Source organism: Enterobacter sp. 22452, assembly GCF_052045065.1.
Lineage (GTDB): Bacteria > Pseudomonadota > Gammaproteobacteria > Enterobacterales > Enterobacteriaceae > Enterobacter > Enterobacter mori.
Window position 1 is genome coordinate 986,732 of the sequence record NZ_JBQEOB010000001.1, and the last position, 16,578, is coordinate 1,003,309.

Here is a 16,578-nt window from a genome sequence, read left to right on the forward strand (position 1 = left end):
CCCCCTTTTCGGGCGAAAAGGGGGAGAGGAGAGTTACTTCAGCTCGTCAACCATAGTGACGGCGCGACCAATGTAGTTCGCCGGGGTCATCGCCTTGAGACGCGTTTTCTCGTCCTCCGGCAGTTCCAGACCGTCGATAAACTGCTTCATGCCTTCAGCGTCCACGCGTTTGCCACGGGTCAGCTCTTTCAGCTTCTCGTATGGTTTTTCAATGCCGTAACGGCGCATCACGGTCTGGATTGGCTCCGCCAGCACTTCCCAGTTGTGATCCAGTTCGTCCAGCAGACGATCGCGGTTCACTTCCAGTTTGCTCACGCCTTTCAGGGTGGACTGATAGGCGATCAGCGCGTAGCCAATGCCTACGCCGAGGTTACGCAGTACGGTGGAGTCGGTCAGGTCACGTTGCCAGCGGGAAACCGGCAGTTTGCTCGCCATATGCTGCAGCATGGCGTTCGCCAGGCCCAGGTTGCCTTCGGAGTTTTCGAAGTCAATCGGGTTCACTTTGTGCGGCATGGTGGACGAACCGATTTCACCGGCGATGGTTTTCTGTTTGAAGTGGTTCAGCGCGATGTAGCCCCACACGTCACGATCGAAGTCGATCAGGATGGTGTTGAAGCGGGCGATGCAGTCAAACAGTTCCGCGATGTAGTCGTGCGGCTCGATCTGGGTGGTGTATGGGTTCCACTGAATGCCCAGAGAGGTCACGAACTCTTCGCTGAACTGGTGCCAGTCCACTTCCGGATAAGCGGCGATGTGGGCGTTATAGTTGCCAACGGCACCGTTGATTTTGCCGAGGATCTCAACCTGTTCCAGCTGACGATACTGACGCTCCATACGGTATGCCACGTTCGCCATCTCTTTACCCATGGTAGATGGGGTAGCTGGCTGGCCGTGGGTACGGGAAAGCAGCGGAATGTCGCGATATTCCACAGATAGCGCTTTCACCGCGTCGATGATTTTACGCCAGTATGGCAGCACGACTTCTTTGCGCGCGGTGGAGAGCATCAGCGCGTGAGACAGGTTATTGATGTCTTCAGAGGTACAGGCAAAGTGAATGAATTCCGACACGGCGTGCAGGGCAGGAACGCTTTCCACTTTCTCTTTCAGGAAATACTCAACCGCCTTCACATCGTGGTTGGTGGTGCGTTCAATGGTCTTAATGCGCGCAGCATCTTCTTCATTGAAGTCAGCAACGATTTTATCAAGGTAATCGTTTGCCTTTTCGTCAAAAGCAGGAACTTCCTTGATTGCTGCCTGGGCGGCCAGCTTCTGCAGCCAGCGTACTTCAACCTGAACACGGAACTTCAGCAAACCATATTCGCTGAAGATCCCGCGCAGCGCGCTGACTTTATCGCCGTAGCGTCCATCGACAGGGGATACGGCGGTCAGTGAGGATAATTCCATAATTCGCAACTCCGGGAGGTTAACAATGAGCAAGAATTTGTTTTGCCTGAGTGGTCAGGCGATTACGAGAAAACATTAACTGCAGGCGGCCTCCGCCGACCTGATGCCACAGCACGGCGGCGCGGATGCCTGCCAGCAGCGAGGCGCGAACCTTCGCCTGAACCTGTGGGCTTTGCAGTACCGCAGGAGAGCCGGTGACCTGAATGCGCGGGCCTAGCGGGCTGATGACGTCGACATAAATCCCCGCCATCGCGCTCAACAGCGTTTCCGACTGCAGGTCAAAATGATCGAGCTGACGCTGCAGCCCGGCAATGCGATCGCCCAGCGTATTCATTGCGCCTTTTGCGGCGTTCAGCTTACGTTCCAGTACCATCAGGCTTAACGTGTAGCGGGTTAACTCCGCGTTTAACCCCTGACGGTTGCTGGCATTGAGCACGCCGAGCAGGGTTTCAAGACCGAGACGAAGATTGGCTTCACTGCCGCCGAAAACACCCAGCGTAGAGCCCGGGTTGAGATCGATAACGCTGTTAAGTGAAACGTGCAGGGCATCGGCGTCGCAGTGACCCTGATGCGCCAGCTGTTGCACCAGACGGGCTGACTGACAAATTCCCGCCAGCGCCAGGGTGATGTCATAGTAGTTCTTCGCCACACGGTCTCCTTTATGTGTGCAATCGTATTAAACAGCAGGCAGCGGCAGGCGCTGTTCAATGATCCCGCCTCCCAGGCAGATCTCACCGCTGTAGAAGACAGCGGACTGACCCGGGGTGACGGCTGCGACCGGCTCGTCGAAACGCACGTCAATGCGATCGTCATCAAGCGCGGTAATGGTGCAGGGAATATCGGTCTGACGGTAGCGTGTTTTCACCGTGCAGCGGAGCGTGCCTTTCAGCGGCTCGCGATCGACCCAGTGCAGCTGCTGCGCGATAAGCCCAATGGACATAAGACGCGGATGATCGTGGCCCTGGGCGACAACCAGAATGTTGTTTTCAACATCTTTGTCGACGACGTACCACGGATCTTCACTACCTTCTTTGGTCCCGCCGATACCCAGACCTTTACGCTGGCCGAGCGTGTGGTACATCAGACCCTGATGCTGGCCAATCTCTTCACCGTCGACGGTGACAATTTTACCCGGCTGTGCCGGCAGGTAACGTCCCAGGAAATCGCGGAATTTGCGCTCACCGATGAAGCAGATGCCGGTGGAGTCTTTTTTCTTGGCGGTGATAAGATCCAGCTCTTCGGCGATTTTACGCACTTCCGGCTTTTCCAGCTCGCCGACCGGGAACAGGCTTTGGGCAATCTGTTCGTGGCTCAGCGTGTAAAGGAAGTAGCTCTGATCTTTATTGCCGTCCAGACCGCGCAGGAGCTGGCTTTTGCCATTCACGTCTGCACGACGCACGTAGTGACCGGTCGCAATGTAGTCTGCGCCCAAATCTTCTGCGGCGAATTCCAGGAAGGCTTTGAATTTGATCTCTTTGTTGCAGAGAATATCGGGGTTCGGCGTGCGGCCCGCTTTGTACTCTTCCAGGAACAGTTCAAAGACGTTGTCCCAGTATTCCGCCGCAAAGTTTACGGTGTGCAGTTCAATGCCAAGCTTGTCGCACACGGCCTGCGCATCGGCGAGATCCGCAGCGGCAGTGCAATATTCCTCACCATCATCTTCCTCCCAGTTCTTCATGAACAGGCCCTCCACCTTATAGCCCTGTTGCTGTAACAGGTAGGCGGAAACGGAGGAATCGACACCGCCGGACATGCCGACGATCACTTTTTTCTGGCTATTATCTGACATGGAATACTCACGACATTGAACTTCAAGGCGGCGTATTCTATCACGCCCCCCCACCGTTGACACCCTCTGTAAACGGCCAGTTAAATTCTCCAATGACATCCAGCGGCAGGCGAACAGCAGACTGCCAGCAGCGGATGCTTTCCGCAACCAGCGGCGAGCGCAGGTTTGGCGCGTTCAGGATCTCGTCGGCGGTCACCCACAGGCAGCGATCGATATCGTCATCGTGCGGTTCAGTGGCGCACGTTTCGCTAAGCTCAACGGTGAATAAAAAACGCAGGAAGGGGGTGCTATCGGGCGCGATCCACTGGTGCATGCGGATGAAATGCTGAGGCTCAGCGTGAATGCCGGTCTCTTCCCACAGCTCACGCTTCGCTGCCTGGAGGAGGGTTTCATTGGCTTCAAGATGCCCGGCAGGCTGGTTCCACAGCGCTTTGCCGTTGATGCTCTCTTCAACAACAAGGAATTTGCCCTGGGCGTGAACCACACAGGCGACCGTAACATGAGGTTTGAACATCGTTTCTCCTTAAGGGACAGCGTCCCGCCATTCGCCATTCGCCAGTGAATCCAGCGTGTAGCTGCCCATGGCGTAGCGAATCAGACGCAGGGTAGGGAAGCCAACGTGTGCCGTCATCCGGCGAACCTGACGGTTGCGGCCTTCGTAAAGGGTGATTTTAAGCCAGCTTGTCGGAATGGATTTACGTTCACGAATCGGCGGGTTGCGCGGCCATAGCCATTCCGGCTCATTCACGCGCTCAATACCCGCGGGCAGGGTGGGACCGTCATTTAACGTCACGCCGCTGCGCAACGTCGCCAGCGTCGCGTCATCCGGTTCGCCTTCAACCTGCACAAAGTAAATTTTCCCGGTACGTTTACCCGGTTGCGTGAGCTTTGCCTGCAATGCGCCGTCGTTGGTTAAGACCAGTAGCCCTTCGCTGTCGCGGTCCAGTCGTCCGGCGGCGTAAACACCCTGCACGGGGATGTAGTCCTTCAGCGTGCTGCGCCCGGCCTCGTCGGTGAACTGCGGCAAAACATCGTAGGGTTTATTGAACAGAATCACCCGCGTCGGCTGGGTTTCTTGCGGTCTTCTGGTGGCTTGTCGCGAGCTGAATCGCTCAACCCGGTGTTTTGTAAAAGAAGTTTTCTTCATGGTATTTTCAGGCGTTATCAATTGCCGCATTATAGCCTAATAACGAAGACCTTTCATGGCGTCGGACATTCAGGTACTATCGAAGGGCTCATTACAATTTATTAACATAAGATCAGTAACAACCAGAAGCGCTCGAAGGAGAGGTTAATGGAAAGCAAAGTAGTTGTTCCGGCGGAAGGTAAAAAGATCACCCTGCAAAACGGCAAGATTAACGTTCCTCACAATCCGATTATCCCGTTCATTGAAGGCGACGGTATCGGTGTAGACGTTACCCCGGCAATGCTGAAAGTGGTTGATGCCGCTGTTGAGAAAGCCTACAAAGGCGAGCGTAAAATTTCCTGGATGGAAATTTACACCGGTGAGAAATCGACTCAAGTTTATGGCCAGGACGTCTGGCTGCCAGCAGAAACGCTGGACCTGATCCGCGACTACCGCGTTGCTATTAAAGGCCCACTGACGACGCCAGTTGGCGGCGGTATCCGTTCCCTGAACGTGGCGCTGCGTCAGGAGCTGGACCTGTACGTGTGTCTGCGTCCGGTTCGTTACTATCAGGGCACCCCAAGCCCGGTTAAGCACCCTGAACTGACCGACATGGTTATCTTCCGCGAAAACTCAGAAGACATCTACGCGGGTATCGAATGGAAAGCGGACTCTGCTGACGCAGAAAAAGTGATTAAATTCCTGCGCGAAGAAATGGGCGTGAAGAAAATTCGCTTCCCTGAGCATTGCGGTATCGGCATCAAGCCATGCTCTGAAGACGGTACTAAGCGTCTGGTGCGTGCGGCCATCGAATACGCGATCACCAACGACCGTGACTCTGTGACCCTGGTTCACAAAGGCAACATCATGAAGTTCACCGAAGGCGCGTTCAAAGACTGGGGCTACCAGTTGGCGACCGAAGAGTTCGGCGGTGAGCTGATCGACGGCGGCCCATGGCAGAAGATCAAGAACCCGAACACCGGCAAAGAGATCATCATTAAAGATGTGATCGCCGATGCGTTCCTGCAGCAGATCCTGCTGCGTCCTGCTGAATACGACGTAATTGCCTGTATGAACCTGAACGGTGACTACATCTCTGACGCCCTGGCAGCGCAGGTTGGCGGTATCGGTATCGCCCCAGGCGCGAACATCGGTGACGAGTGCGCCCTGTTTGAAGCTACCCACGGTACTGCGCCTAAATACGCAGGCCAGGACAAAGTGAACCCAGGCTCAATTATTCTGTCCGCAGAGATGATGCTGCGTCATATGGAATGGTTCGAAGCCGCAGACCTGATCGTTAAAGGTATGGAAGGCGCGATTAACGCGAAAACCGTCACTTACGATTTCGAACGTCTGATGGAAGGCGCTAAGCTGCTGAAATGTTCAGAGTTTGGCGACGCGATTATCGCGAATATGTAATCCAGATTCTGGGTTAAACAAGAGCGGGGGCCTGAGGGTTCCCGTTTTTTTTGCCTTTGTGACGTTGACTCCAGGCTTTGGTCAGGGGATATACTCGCTACAATCCTCTTTAACTGTCAGACTCAAGAATGATTATGAACAACGAAATCCCACTTAAATTTTATGACATCGTCGATGAATACTCGACGGAATCGGCTGAAGCTGTGAGCGACTCTGAGCGTGACGGCCTGGCACATTATTTCCAGCTGTTGCTTACCCGTTTGGCAAATAACGAGGAGATCAGCGAAGAAGCCCAGCAAGAGATGGCCAGCACAGCAGGGATCCGCACGATGCGTATAGATGATGTTGCGAACTTCCTTAACCAGTGGGGCAACGAGTAACGCCGGGTACTGTCTGCATGAGTGTTGCATGCCAACGTCATCTATTAATGTTTTGATGTCGGAAGATATTAATTCCCGATAATTAACTTCCTGAATATGCATGCTTGCTAACGCATTTTTTAGTGCGTTAGCCATTTATCAATGCTTCAGGAATCTTATTCCGTGAATACTTCCAGCTTAAAACCAATACTGGTGGTTTCATTTGCATGGCTTAAGTACAATTTATTTTCCTCTTATACTGACCTTTGCTACAGTGACAAGAGTTGTCAGCCAGGGATATCAGGCGTGATAAGGTGGATTAGCTCGTGCATGTGAAAAACGCGTTTAACACAACAACCATTACCGTCATCATCGTCTCACTGATTATTTCGCTGTCGCTTGTCGTTCAGATCGCCACGTCCAGACAGCAATCAATTCAACAAATTAATACCAGCGTTGCCAACCTGAGCCATACCCTTGATGTGTACACAGAGGGGATTATGCGCCAAAGTGAAATGTTGATTACTACTGTCTCTGACATGATTGAAATTTATGGCATGACGCCGCAGCAGGCTGTGAATATACAACGGATAATAACAAATCAGGATGATTTACTTTCTCAGATAAATAATGTCGTCGTCTACGATGCGAAAGGGGATATCTTCACGGCATTGCATGAGGGGTTTTCCGGTTCCCGTAAAGGGGCAGACAGGCCATTTTTTGTGTATCACAAAGAAAATAAAAATTCGCAGATTTTTATTGGTCAACCCGTGGTGAGCAGAACAAACGGTAAATGGGTGATTACCATCAGTCGACGCCTGGAAACGCACTCGGGAGCCTTTAACGGGGTTGTCGTGGTTACGCTGGGTATCGAAAACTTTCTTGCGCTGTATGGACAGATTGACATTGGTCATTCCGGGGTTATTGGTTTAACGACGCAAACAGGCGTATTACTGGTTCGGCACCCTTTTAAAAATAACTATATTGGCGCGATTGTTTCTGACTCACCCCTCTTTAAGGAGTATCTCAAGGTACAGAATGCCGGGATAGCCAGTTCCATCTCGCGGTTTGATAAAATCGAACGCATCTACGCGTTTGAGAAAAACAAACGCTATGGTTTGGTGACGACCGTGGCAGTCAGCAAGGAGGAGGCGCTCTCTCCCTGGCGCAAGCAGGCCATTCAGCTCGCCGTCGTTATTCTTATTTTAACCGCCGTGCTGATCGTGGCTTCCTACTTTTTGTATGTAGACTTATCCAGAAAAAACCGGGTTAACAAAGAGCTTCAGATCATTGCCTCTGAAGATGCTTTGACCGGGCTTTTCAATCGCCGCGCATTTGATGAAAAGATCCTGTCTGAAATTGCGCGCTGTGCGGCTGACAATTCCCCGATTTCGGTGCTGATCGTGGATGCGGATTTCTTCAAAAAATACAATGACAACTACGGGCACCCGGAAGGGGATCGCTGTCTTAGCCTTCTGGGAGAGTGTCTCAGGAAAAGCCTTACGCGCAACAACCAAATTGTGGCGAGATACGGCGGTGAGGAGTTTGCGCTCATCTTGCCTGACACCGATATCGAGGAGGCGTGTCGCCTTGGCAAATCGATTATTCGCAATGTCTGTTCCCTGAATATTGAACACGATTTCAGCCCCTTTGGGCGGGTAACGGTAAGCGTAGGGGTCTCAACCGCGCGTGCCGTGGAGATTGCAGGCAGCCAGCAGGACATTATTATTGCTGCCGATCGTGCGCTCTATCAGGCAAAACGGGCCGGACGAAACCAGCACGCTTTTATTGCGGTATGACGTGTCTGTCTTGCAGGCAAAAAAAGCCCACTCAAGAGTGGGCAAGAAATACTGGAAGCAATGTGAGCAATGTCGTACTGAATACCTGAGTATTTCACTCAACTATTCAGTGTTGAGAAAGATAATCTTTCTCAACAAAAGATGCAACCCTACATTTCATGTGGAACGGCATTTTTTTATAGCTCAGATTTTACTCAATCAAACCCTGTGATGCCTATCACAAATTTCCTTTCTTAAATCCTGTGCTATCCTTTTCTGTGTCGTTGATTTAATGACAAAAACCATACAGAGAGGAAAGCTATGGGAATTTTATCCTGGATTATCTTTGGGCTGATTGCGGGGATCCTGGCGAAGTGGATTATGCCGGGCAAAGATGGTGGTGGGTTCTTCGTAACCGTCATACTGGGGATCGTGGGTGCAGTCGTTGGCGGCTGGATCAGTACCCTGTTCGGTTTTGGCAAAGTAGATGGCTTCAATTTTGGCAGCTTTGCCGTCGCGGTGATTGGCGCCCTGGTGGTTCTGTTTATCTACAGAAAAATCAAAAGCTAAATCTGTTATTTGCTGAAAAAGGCTGCCAGATGGCGGCCTTTTTACATTGGAGGTTTACCACCAGCCGAACTGTGAACCTGCGACAGCCACGATTGCCACGACCAACATAATGATGGTTGTTTTTCTCATTTATGCCCCCGGCGCAGCGTAACCGCCAATGAAAAACCAGGCTAAAAAAATCACCGCCGTTATAAAAATAACAACCGGGAAGAGGATCCCTATTCGCATGCCATCACCTTTATCGTTTTACGTAACGCCGTAAAGTGTACGGCGTTAATCCATCGTGAGAAAGCGTGTTTTGCTTTTTCCTTTTTTGTCTTGATACATCGCCATATCTGCCGCCTGTAACGCGCTGTCCGCATCGGTGCTCGTGGGATCAACTTCGACGATACCCAGACTCGCACCCGGATACACAATATGAACCTGACCGAGCCAGTATTCACCCGCGATGCGAGCGCTAAGCCGGGTTTTCAGCAGATTAATTTGCGTCCTTTCGGCTTCTTCTGTGCTTTGACTCAGACAGGCTACCAGAAACTCATCGCCGCCTAATCTTCCGACGATCTCGTCCTCGGTCTGTTCGTCAGTGAGTCGCTTGCCCACTTCAATCAGGAATCGATCGCCCGTCTCATGCCCGAAGCGATCGTTAATCAGTTTGAAATCATCCAGATCGATAAACGCAATAATGGCGTTACGTTTAAGGTGTTTAGCTAAGGAAAACAGGGTGGTGAGATTCTCGAAAATCGCCCGACGGTTGGGCAACCCCGTGAGGGCATCGGTATAAGAGTGGGCGATAAGCGCGGCATTGGCTTCGCGAAGCTGGGCCACCAGGGACTCTTTCTGAATGGACTGTGCAATTAAACCGGCAAACAGCTTCAGCACTTGTTCACCGCGCTCGCTAAGCTGCTTCTTCTCCGTGCTGGTCGCGCACAGGGTCCCGTAAATCGAACCATCAGCCAGGTGAATAGGGATACTCATGTAGGATGTAATCCCAAGCGCTTTTGCGGCTTCGCAATCAGGCCAGCGACCCGCCACGTCGTTGCTGAACAGAGTATCGCTGTCTATCGCACGCTTGCACAGGGTATCCCCCCACGGAACGCTCAGCCCTTCAGGGATCTGCATCTGCTTACTGTTGCGGGCATAAAGAATGTGCTGCAACCGCGCGTTGATATCCACCTTTGTCAGGTAGGTGGATTCCATTTCGGTCACAATTTCCAGCATCTCCAGTAGCTGGCGTACAAGACTTTCTAAGGATTGCTCGGTGGCGAGTGTTTCAGAAACACGGGCAAGGATGATATCCGACATGACGTGGGTTGACTCCCATACAGAAGACGTCTGCATCTGCATGTTAATGTTATGCTGAAATTTTCCAATTTCGACATAGTAAAACATGAATATAACAAATTTTATACATTCTCCGGGGCGATTCTGGAGACAAAAAGGCCCCGGTGCAGAGACCGGGGCAAAGACATCTTGATTACGGAATGATGTTCTCTGGTCATATCGAGAACACGCTGCACTGTAAGGGGCAAAAGTGCAGTTACGATGGAGAAATCATGGAGAAAACCCTCCTGACCCGTTACCCTGACGTTTTCAGGACGCTTTAAGGATCGCGATGATGAAATATCTGTTACTGGCACTGGCGTTACCGCTCGCGGCATGCACAACAAAAGCCACTCAACCTGACGCCCCCATGCCGCCGCATGCGATAGGGATGGCGAACCCGGCCTCCGTGTACTGCCTGGAGAAAGGTGGCGAACAGATCCCGGTGCAAAGTCCGCAGGGTGTGCGTACCGAGTGCAAACTGCCTGGCGGTGAAGTGATTGATGAGTGGGACCTTTACCGTCGCGATCATCCGCAACCTGCCAGGTGACAGCGGGATACTGTCTGCGATACACTTCTCTTTAGGATTATTCTTAGCCAGTTTCTGGCGATATTGACCGCGAGAGAAGTATGTTTCAGTTAAAGCCGGGCAGCCTGGCGATAATCATTGGCGCGCGTACGCCAGCTGGCCGCCGCAACGTTGGAAAATCTGTGGAGCTGTTTGGTCTTTGCCAGCCAGGTCAGCGTTTTGTTAATCCAGTAAACGGCGTGATGACGCAGTTGCCTGCAACGGCGGACCGTGCACTGTGGCTGGTGACGGGAGATGTCTATGCGTTTGATAATCAGCATGGCTTTGCGTTTGTCCGCCCGGAACATCTGCTGCCGCTGACGCCGGACGAAACATCGCAGACCTGTGATGAACTGACGATCGGTTGATTACAGATGGCGCAGCCAGTCAGCCAAAACCTGGGCATGATTTTGCGCCTCATCTTTAGCGCCGTAGAGCAGGGTTAAGGTCTGCCTGTTTGCCAGAGCCGCCAGACGCTGGCCTTCGTCCTTATGCTGCGCCAGTTCTTCCCGATACGCCTTACTGAAGGCAGTGAAATCAATCGTTTCGCTATGAAATGCTTTGCGCAATTCATTTGAAGGCGTGAGCGTTTTACACCATTCATCATACGCGAGGTCTGTTTTTTTCACCCCGCGTGGCCACAACCTGTCCACCAGAACCCGATAACCGTCGTCCTGACTGGCCCGATCGTACAGGCGCTTGCACTGAATCATATTTCACCCCTCCCAATTTAAGGTATTGTGATAATTGCAGAAGATCGGTAGTCTGAGGTTCCTTATGTTATCTGATAATTCTTTGGCATAAGGACTCCCTCATGGAACACCTCCCGGTTAAAACGACCCTGCGCATTGCCCTTGTTGGCGATTATAACGCTAATGTGGTTGCGCATCAGGCGATCCCACTGGCAATTGACGATGCCGCTGCTGTACTGGATCTCACCGCCGATTATGACTGGCTTGCAACAACGGAGCTGACCAGTCCGGAAGACCTGGTAGGCTATGATGCCATCTGGCTGGTGCCTGCAAGTCCCTATAAGAACACCGAGGCGGCCTTCATCGCCGCACGCTACGCCCGTGAAAACAGTATTCCCTTCCTCGGGACCTGCGGTGGATTCCAGCATGCATTGATTGAGTACGCGCGCAATGTGCTGGGCTGGAGCGATGCGGCTCACGCCGAAACGGATACCGAAGGGACGATGGTGATTGCGCCGCTGACCTGCTCGCTGGTGGAAAAAACCGATGCCATTGAACTGCGCAACAATACGCTCATCGCGAAAGCCTACGGAAAGCCGGAAATTGTAGAGGGTTATCACTGCAACTATGGCGTGTCGCCAGAATTTGCGCAGGAGCTGGAAAGCGGTGATATGCGCGTGACGGGCTGGGACGAACAGGGCGACATTCGCGCAGCCGAACTGGTTACGCATCCGTTCTTTGTGATCACCTTATTCCAGCATGAACGTGCAGCCCTTGAAGGGCGTCCGGTGGTGCTGGTGCAGGCGATGCTGCGCGCGGCACGCGGATAAAACAAGGGCAGACTATCAGGTCTGCCCTTGTCATTAGCGGGGTGTGATCTCCCGGTCACGCCCGGCAAGCACGCCGAAAACTGCCATCACCGCGGCGGCCAGCGCGCAGGCCATGAGTGGAATGCGCCAGTCCCCGGCTGTGTCGTGAACTTTCCCCATCAGAGGTGGCCCGCAGGCGGCCAGCAGATAACCAATCGACTGCGCCATACCGGATAACGCCGCCGCCTGGTGCGCAGAGCTGGCGCGCAGACCGATGAAGGTCAGGCCGAGGATCATGGTCGCACCCGAGCCAAAGCCAAACACCAGCGTCCATATTACCGCCATGTCAGGCGCAAACCAGAACCCCGCCGCGCTCACCGCGCACATCAGTGCCACGATACCGGCGATCCCGCGCTGATCCTTCAGGCGATGGAGGAGCAGTGGGACAGCAAGACCCGGCACGGCGGTGGCCAGCTGTAGCAGGCCGTGCATCGAACCTGCCTGTGTTTCACTGTAGCCGTGGCTGAGTAAAATCGCCGGCAGCCAGCCGATGATCACGTAGTAAATCAGCGAGTTGATTCCCAGAAACAGAGTCACCTGCCAGGCAAGGGCAGAGCGCCAGATGGCGCGATTGTGCAACGCGCCTGCGCCGGTCACGGTGGCAGCAGGAGTCTGACGCCACTGCGGCAGCCACAGCAGCAGGGCGACCAGCGGGAAGATCATCAGCATCAGCAGCGCGCCGTGCCAGCCCGCATCACCCAGCGCCAGGGGAACAATCAGCGCAGAGCCTAACGCAGCAGACGCCCCCATTGTCAGGGAATACGCCCCGGTGAGCTTAGCCACCTGTCCCGGGAAGTCGCGCTTGATTAACCCTGGTAACAGCACATTGCCCAGTGCGATACCACAGCCGATGACCGCCGTGCCGATAAACAGCAGAGAGGCCGAAGGCAGGGAACGCACGCCAATTCCGGCGCAAATCAGCAGCAGGGCGAGAAACAGGCTGCGCTCCATGCCGATACGGCGGGCGACACCTGCGGCGAGGGGAGAGATTAACGCGAATGCCAGCAGAGGCAGCGTGGTGAGCAAACCCGTTTGTGCGGTGGTTAAGCCGTAGTCCTGACGGATGGTGTCAAGCAGCGGCGCTGCCCCGGTAAAGGTGACGCGAAGCGTGGTGGCAATCATCAGGATGCCTGCAATCAGCAGCGCGCCGTGTTTTCCTGACGTTCGAATAGCTGTAGTCATTATGTTCTCATACGTTCAAGCGAGCGCACACAATACCGATTTTCAGCGTGGTTGAAATCAAGCTAAAATGACAGTTTATCGCTAATATCGGACAACTTTATGATCGGTCTTGGGCTGGATGGCTACGATCCGGATAGCCAGCACGACGCGGCGGTGGCGTTTCGCATCCGCGTGGTGGCTGAAGAACAGCATATTCCGCTGCATCATCACCGTAAAGGTCAGCTGATTCTTGCGCTGGGGGGCGCGATCACCTGCGAGGTGGAAAACGCTATGCTGATGGTGCCGCCGCAGTATGCCGTGTGGGTTCCGGGGGAGATGCCGCACAGCAATAAGGCCACACCAGGCGCACAGCTGTGCTTCTTATTTATTGAACCCGGCGCCGTCAGTTTGCCCGATCGCTGTTGCACCCTGAAAATCTCCCCGCTGGTGCGGGAACTTATTTTGTCGCTGGCGGATAAATCGCGTGAAGAGCTGCGCCTTGCGGCCACATCGCGCCTGGTGGATGTCCTGTTTGACGAGTTACCGCTCCAGCGCCAGGAGCATCTGCAGTTGCCCGTGTCGCCCCATCCTAAAATTCGGCTGATGAGCGAGAAGATGGCAGAAGAGCCTGCCGCCTGGCAAACGCTGGCGCAATGGGCGAGTCACTTTGCCATGAGCGAGCGCAACCTGGCGCGGCTGGTCGTAAAAGAGACGGGGTTGAGCTTCAGGCGCTGGCGACACCAGCTGCAGTTGATTGTCGCCTTGCAGTTGTTGATTGGCGGGAACTCCGTGCAGCAGGTGGCACAGTCACTGGGGTATGACTCTACCACCGCCTTTATTACCATGTTCAGGAAAGGGTTGGGGCAGACGCCTGCTCGCTATATTGCCAGCCTGACTACGACTTCCCAATAAACAGCGAAACCAGCCCGGCGGCAATCAGCGGCCCCACCGGCACGCCGCGGAACAGCGCTACGCCGAGCACGGTGCCTACCAGCAGGCCCGCCACCAGCGAGGGCTGGCTGCTCATCAGCGTCACGCCGCGTCCACCCAGCCACGAGACAAAAACACCCACCGCGATCGCCACCAGCGATTTCCAGTTCATGAACGAATGCAGCAGTGTCGAGGCGGGAAGCGTGCCGCTGGCGATAGGAGCCATCACGCCGATGGTCAAGATGATAATCCCGATGGTGAGGCCTTGTTTTTCTATCCACGGGAAAAAGGTATTGAGCGGGGTCACGCGCACAATAATTAGCACCAGAATCGAGATGGCGACCGTGGTGTTATGGCTGACAAAGCCGAGCGCGGCGAGTGCCAGAAGAATGAGCAGAGTAGGGTCAAACATAGGGAATCCTTGCCAAAATAATTAACCTGCTTACTGTACGCGCAAACGCGACGCAGGACAGTTTTAAAAAGATTTTGTTGTTGTCATAACCTTGTCATTTACGCGGATTAAAACGGAGGCAGATATCGCAAAAGGGGTCGCCATCATGAACGATCACATGTTTGTTGAAACGCTGATTATCTCCTCATCGTTTTTCGCTATTGCCGTGATTCTCGTCGCCTCCGTACTGTTTCTGGAAAGAAAAGGCTGACGGGGGCGTCAGCCTTAGCGGTTACGCTTTATGGAAGGTCACCAGCTCAGGACGGGCGATGCGCAGGTAATCCTGGGTATCCATAATAACGGATTTCTCCAGCAAGCCAGCGTTAAACGCGATTTCGTCGAAGCGCTCGAACAGCAGCGGGTCGGCCACCAGCGCCAGGTCAGGATGGAAGCTAAAGGGCGGGATAGCGCCGAAAACGCAGGCGGTCAGGGTATCGACTTCCGCCGGGCTGGCGAGCGAGGCCTTAAGCCCGCCAAAATGGCTGGCAAGCTTGCTCAGGTCGGCCTGCAGGTCGGCGGCCAGGATCGCCAGAACGTGTTTTTTTACGCCGTTGCCTTTCACTTTGCACACCAGCGCTTTTGCGCCTTGTCTCAGATCGGTCCCGCGAATTTCACTTACCGCTTCACATTTCCCCACCGCCTCGTGCTCCATCACCCGAAACCGCGCGCCCTGCCCGGTAAGTAAGGTAATCAGCTGCTGGTGAGTTGCCGTCCCAATAACATCTTCAGACATAACGATTTTCCCGGTAATAAACCCATTTGCAGCTTGCTACATTATCACGGGATGAACGGGGTCGAAAGAAAACAGCCAGCGGATTCGCTGGCTGCTGGGTTATGCATTGCTGGTGGCAGACTGCTTGTGGAACAGCTCCCGGAATACCGGATAGATATCATCCTGATCGCGGATATGCTGCATGGCAAAGTTATCGAACATCGACTGCAAATGTTCATACTCCCGCCACAGAGTCTGGTGCGCGCGGCGGGTGATTTCGATATAGCTGTAGTAACGCACGACGGGCAGAATTTTCTTCGCCAGAATTTCATGACACAGCGGTGAGTCGTCTGCCCAGTTATCGCCATCCGACGCCTGCGCGGCATAGATGTTCCACTGCGCCGGGTCATAACGCTCTTTCACCACTTCATCCATCAGCTTCAGGGCGCTCGATACAATGGTCCCACCGGTCTCCTGTGAGTAGAAGAATTCATGTTCATCCACCTCTTTCGCCTGAGTGTGGTGGCGGATATAGACCACCTCCACGTTCTTATAGGTTCTGCTCAGGAACAGATAGAGCAGAATATAAAAACGCTTCGCCATATCTTTGGTGGCCTGGTCCATTGAACCGGAAACGTCCATCAGACAGAACATCACCGCCTGGCTGGATGGCTCTGGACGTTTTTCGTAGTTCTTGTAACGCAGGTCAAAAGTGTCAATAAACGGCACGCGGTCGATTTTTGCCCGTAGCTCGGCAATCTCTTTGCGCAGGCGCTCCTCTTCCAGCAGTTGCGCCGGTTCCGTGTTTTCCACGACCTTCAGGCTGGTTTCCAGCTCGCGCAGTTCACGTCGTTTACCTGCCGTCATCGCCGTCCGTCGCGCCAGTGAGTTCTGCAGCGAACGCACGACGCTGATATTGGCGGGCACGCCGTTTGCTGTATAACCTGCGCGATGGGTTTTGTATTCGTTAAGCTGGCGTTGCTGGTTCTTTTTCAGATTAGGCAGCGCCAAATCCTCAAACAGCAGGTCGAGATATTCATCTTTCGAGATCTGGAAGACAAATTCATCCTGACCTTCACCGTCCTGGCTGGCTTGTCCCTGACCGCTTCCAGAACCGCCGCCACCGCCTTGTGGACGCTCGATTCGGTCATTCTGAACAAAGTGATCGTTACCTGGGTGGACGCGATGGCGCAGACCGCCTCGCCCCTGATGAAACATCGGTTCGCTGATGTCATCAGTGGGGATGGAGACAGACTCGCCGCTGTCTACGTCAGTCACCGAGCGTTTGTTGATGGCCTCGGAGATCGACTGTTTAATTTGCGCTTTATAACGACGCAAGAAGCGCTGGCGGTTCACCGTGCTCTTGTTTTTGCCGTTAAGACGCCGGTCAATAAACCAGGTCATATACCCCCCGTACTGCATTTGCCAAC

At 53.7% G+C, this 16,578-nt stretch carries 22 protein-coding genes; 9 read left to right on the forward strand and 13 right to left on the reverse strand.

Annotated features, from left to right (window positions below; genetic code table 11):
- Nucleotides 1-33: 33 nt before the first annotated feature.
- From purB to rluE, 5 genes are read right to left on the reverse strand one after another with little or no spacing between them, the layout of a single operon-like run.
- Nucleotides 34-1,404: an adenylosuccinate lyase gene (gene purB / locus ACTJJA_RS04780; protein ID WP_120158893.1), complete on the reverse strand. Its 1,371-nt coding sequence runs from the start codon at nucleotides 1,402-1,404 to the stop codon at nucleotides 34-36.
- 19 nt (nucleotides 1,405-1,423) lie between these two features.
- Nucleotides 1,424-2,053, reverse strand: a complete 630-nt coding sequence (gene hflD / locus ACTJJA_RS04785; protein ID WP_010430005.1) for a high frequency lysogenization protein HflD — start codon at nucleotides 2,051-2,053, stop codon at nucleotides 1,424-1,426.
- A gap of 27 nt (nucleotides 2,054-2,080) precedes the next feature.
- Nucleotides 2,081-3,193, reverse strand: a complete 1,113-nt coding sequence (mnmA, locus tag ACTJJA_RS04790) for a tRNA 2-thiouridine(34) synthase MnmA (protein ID WP_440666474.1) — start codon at nucleotides 3,191-3,193, stop codon at nucleotides 2,081-2,083.
- 40 nt (nucleotides 3,194-3,233) lie between these two features.
- Nucleotides 3,234-3,707: an NUDIX hydrolase gene (locus ACTJJA_RS04795; protein ID WP_089599908.1), complete on the reverse strand. Its 474-nt coding sequence runs from the start codon at nucleotides 3,705-3,707 to the stop codon at nucleotides 3,234-3,236.
- A gap of 9 nt (nucleotides 3,708-3,716) precedes the next feature.
- Nucleotides 3,717-4,370, reverse strand: a complete 654-nt coding sequence (rluE, locus tag ACTJJA_RS04800) for a 23S rRNA pseudouridine(2457) synthase RluE (RefSeq protein WP_010430011.1) — start codon at nucleotides 4,368-4,370, stop codon at nucleotides 3,717-3,719.
- 117 nt (nucleotides 4,371-4,487) lie between these two features.
- Between rluE and icd the strand changes: the two genes are divergently transcribed.
- From icd to ACTJJA_RS04820, 4 genes are all read left to right on the forward strand, one after another.
- Nucleotides 4,488-5,738: an NADP-dependent isocitrate dehydrogenase gene (gene icd, locus ACTJJA_RS04805; protein ID WP_063142859.1), complete on the forward strand. Its 1,251-nt coding sequence runs from the start codon at nucleotides 4,488-4,490 to the stop codon at nucleotides 5,736-5,738.
- A gap of 134 nt (nucleotides 5,739-5,872) precedes the next feature.
- Complete coding sequence (locus tag ACTJJA_RS04810; protein ID WP_172699260.1) at nucleotides 5,873-6,118, forward strand: YmjA family protein; 246 nt, start codon at nucleotides 5,873-5,875, stop codon at nucleotides 6,116-6,118.
- Nucleotides 6,119-6,423: 305 nt separating this feature from the next.
- Nucleotides 6,424-7,896 (forward strand): sensor domain-containing diguanylate cyclase, encoded by a 1,473-nt coding sequence (locus ACTJJA_RS04815; RefSeq protein ID WP_440666477.1) that lies wholly within the window; start codon nucleotides 6,424-6,426, stop codon nucleotides 7,894-7,896.
- A gap of 300 nt (nucleotides 7,897-8,196) precedes the next feature.
- Complete coding sequence (locus ACTJJA_RS04820; protein WP_010430025.1) at nucleotides 8,197-8,445, forward strand: GlsB/YeaQ/YmgE family stress response membrane protein; 249 nt, start codon at nucleotides 8,197-8,199, stop codon at nucleotides 8,443-8,445.
- 54 nt (nucleotides 8,446-8,499) lie between these two features.
- Here ACTJJA_RS04820 and yoaJ read toward each other — a convergent pair whose 3' ends face one another.
- The 3 genes from yoaJ to ACTJJA_RS04835 are packed head-to-tail and all read right to left on the reverse strand — an operon-like array spanning nucleotide 8,500 to nucleotide 9,747.
- Nucleotides 8,500-8,574 carry a protein YoaJ gene (gene yoaJ, locus ACTJJA_RS04825; RefSeq protein WP_100167096.1) on the reverse strand — a complete coding sequence of 25 codons (75 nt, stop codon included), beginning with the start codon at nucleotides 8,572-8,574 and terminating at the stop codon, nucleotides 8,500-8,502.
- Nucleotides 8,575-8,673, reverse strand: a complete 99-nt coding sequence (locus ACTJJA_RS04830) for a YoaK family small membrane protein (protein WP_010430030.1) — start codon at nucleotides 8,671-8,673, stop codon at nucleotides 8,575-8,577.
- A gap of 45 nt (nucleotides 8,674-8,718) precedes the next feature.
- A complete protein-coding gene (locus ACTJJA_RS04835) occupies nucleotides 8,719-9,747 on the reverse strand; it encodes a sensor domain-containing diguanylate cyclase (protein ID WP_440666480.1) in 1,029 nt (342 codons plus the stop codon).
- Between the two features lie 313 nt (nucleotides 9,748-10,060).
- On the opposite strand from ACTJJA_RS04835, the gene ACTJJA_RS04840 reads away from it, so the two are divergent.
- Complete coding sequence (locus ACTJJA_RS04840) at nucleotides 10,061-10,315, forward strand: putative hemolysin (RefSeq protein ID WP_440666573.1); 255 nt, start codon at nucleotides 10,061-10,063, stop codon at nucleotides 10,313-10,315.
- An 80-nt stretch (nucleotides 10,316-10,395) separates the two neighbouring features.
- Nucleotides 10,396-10,701 carry a periplasmic protein gene (locus tag ACTJJA_RS04845; RefSeq protein WP_042714215.1) on the forward strand — a complete coding sequence of 102 codons (306 nt, stop codon included), beginning with the start codon at nucleotides 10,396-10,398 and terminating at the stop codon, nucleotides 10,699-10,701.
- Here the strand turns inward: ACTJJA_RS04845 and ACTJJA_RS04850 are convergent, their stop codons facing one another.
- Nucleotides 10,702-11,046 carry a DUF488 domain-containing protein gene (locus tag ACTJJA_RS04850; RefSeq protein ID WP_440666482.1) on the reverse strand — a complete coding sequence of 115 codons (345 nt, stop codon included), beginning with the start codon at nucleotides 11,044-11,046 and terminating at the stop codon, nucleotides 10,702-10,704.
- A 101-nt stretch (nucleotides 11,047-11,147) separates the two neighbouring features.
- Here ACTJJA_RS04850 and ACTJJA_RS04855 point away from each other — a divergent pair, with 101 nt between their 5' ends.
- Nucleotides 11,148-11,855 (forward strand): CTP synthase C-terminal region-related (seleno)protein, encoded by a 708-nt coding sequence (locus ACTJJA_RS04855; RefSeq protein ID WP_010430044.1) that lies wholly within the window; start codon nucleotides 11,148-11,150, stop codon nucleotides 11,853-11,855.
- Between the two features lie 33 nt (nucleotides 11,856-11,888).
- Here ACTJJA_RS04855 and ACTJJA_RS04860 read toward each other — a convergent pair whose 3' ends face one another.
- The gene (locus tag ACTJJA_RS04860) at nucleotides 11,889-13,076 is read right to left on the reverse strand and encodes a CynX/NimT family MFS transporter (RefSeq protein WP_440666484.1); all 1,188 of its coding nucleotides are present in this window, start codon (nucleotides 13,074-13,076) and stop codon (nucleotides 11,889-11,891) included.
- A 99-nt stretch (nucleotides 13,077-13,175) separates the two neighbouring features.
- On the opposite strand from ACTJJA_RS04860, the gene ACTJJA_RS04865 reads away from it, so the two are divergent.
- On the forward strand, nucleotides 13,176-13,967 hold the full coding sequence (locus ACTJJA_RS04865; RefSeq protein ID WP_420985185.1) for an AraC family transcriptional regulator: 792 nt from the start codon (nucleotides 13,176-13,178) through the stop codon (nucleotides 13,965-13,967).
- Here the strand turns inward: ACTJJA_RS04865 and ACTJJA_RS04870 are convergent.
- Nucleotides 13,951-14,397 carry a DUF441 domain-containing protein gene (locus ACTJJA_RS04870; RefSeq protein ID WP_010430052.1) on the reverse strand — a complete coding sequence of 149 codons (447 nt, stop codon included), beginning with the start codon at nucleotides 14,395-14,397 and terminating at the stop codon, nucleotides 13,951-13,953. The genes ACTJJA_RS04865 and ACTJJA_RS04870 overlap by 17 nt on opposite strands.
- A 145-nt stretch (nucleotides 14,398-14,542) precedes the next feature.
- Here ACTJJA_RS04870 and yoaI point away from each other — a divergent pair, with 145 nt between their 5' ends.
- Complete coding sequence (gene yoaI, locus ACTJJA_RS04875; RefSeq protein ID WP_010430055.1) at nucleotides 14,543-14,647, forward strand: small membrane protein YoaI; 105 nt, start codon at nucleotides 14,543-14,545, stop codon at nucleotides 14,645-14,647.
- Between the two features lie 21 nt (nucleotides 14,648-14,668).
- Here the strand turns inward: yoaI and ACTJJA_RS04880 are convergent, their stop codons facing one another.
- Entirely contained in the window at nucleotides 14,669-15,169 is a 501-nt protein-coding gene (locus ACTJJA_RS04880; RefSeq protein ID WP_010430058.1) for a YbaK/prolyl-tRNA synthetase associated domain-containing protein, read from the reverse strand.
- A 99-nt stretch (nucleotides 15,170-15,268) separates the two neighbouring features.
- Nucleotides 15,269-16,552 (reverse strand): YeaH/YhbH family protein, encoded by a 1,284-nt coding sequence (locus tag ACTJJA_RS04885; RefSeq protein WP_440666487.1) that lies wholly within the window; start codon nucleotides 16,550-16,552, stop codon nucleotides 15,269-15,271.
- Nucleotides 16,553-16,578 lie beyond the last annotated feature (26 nt).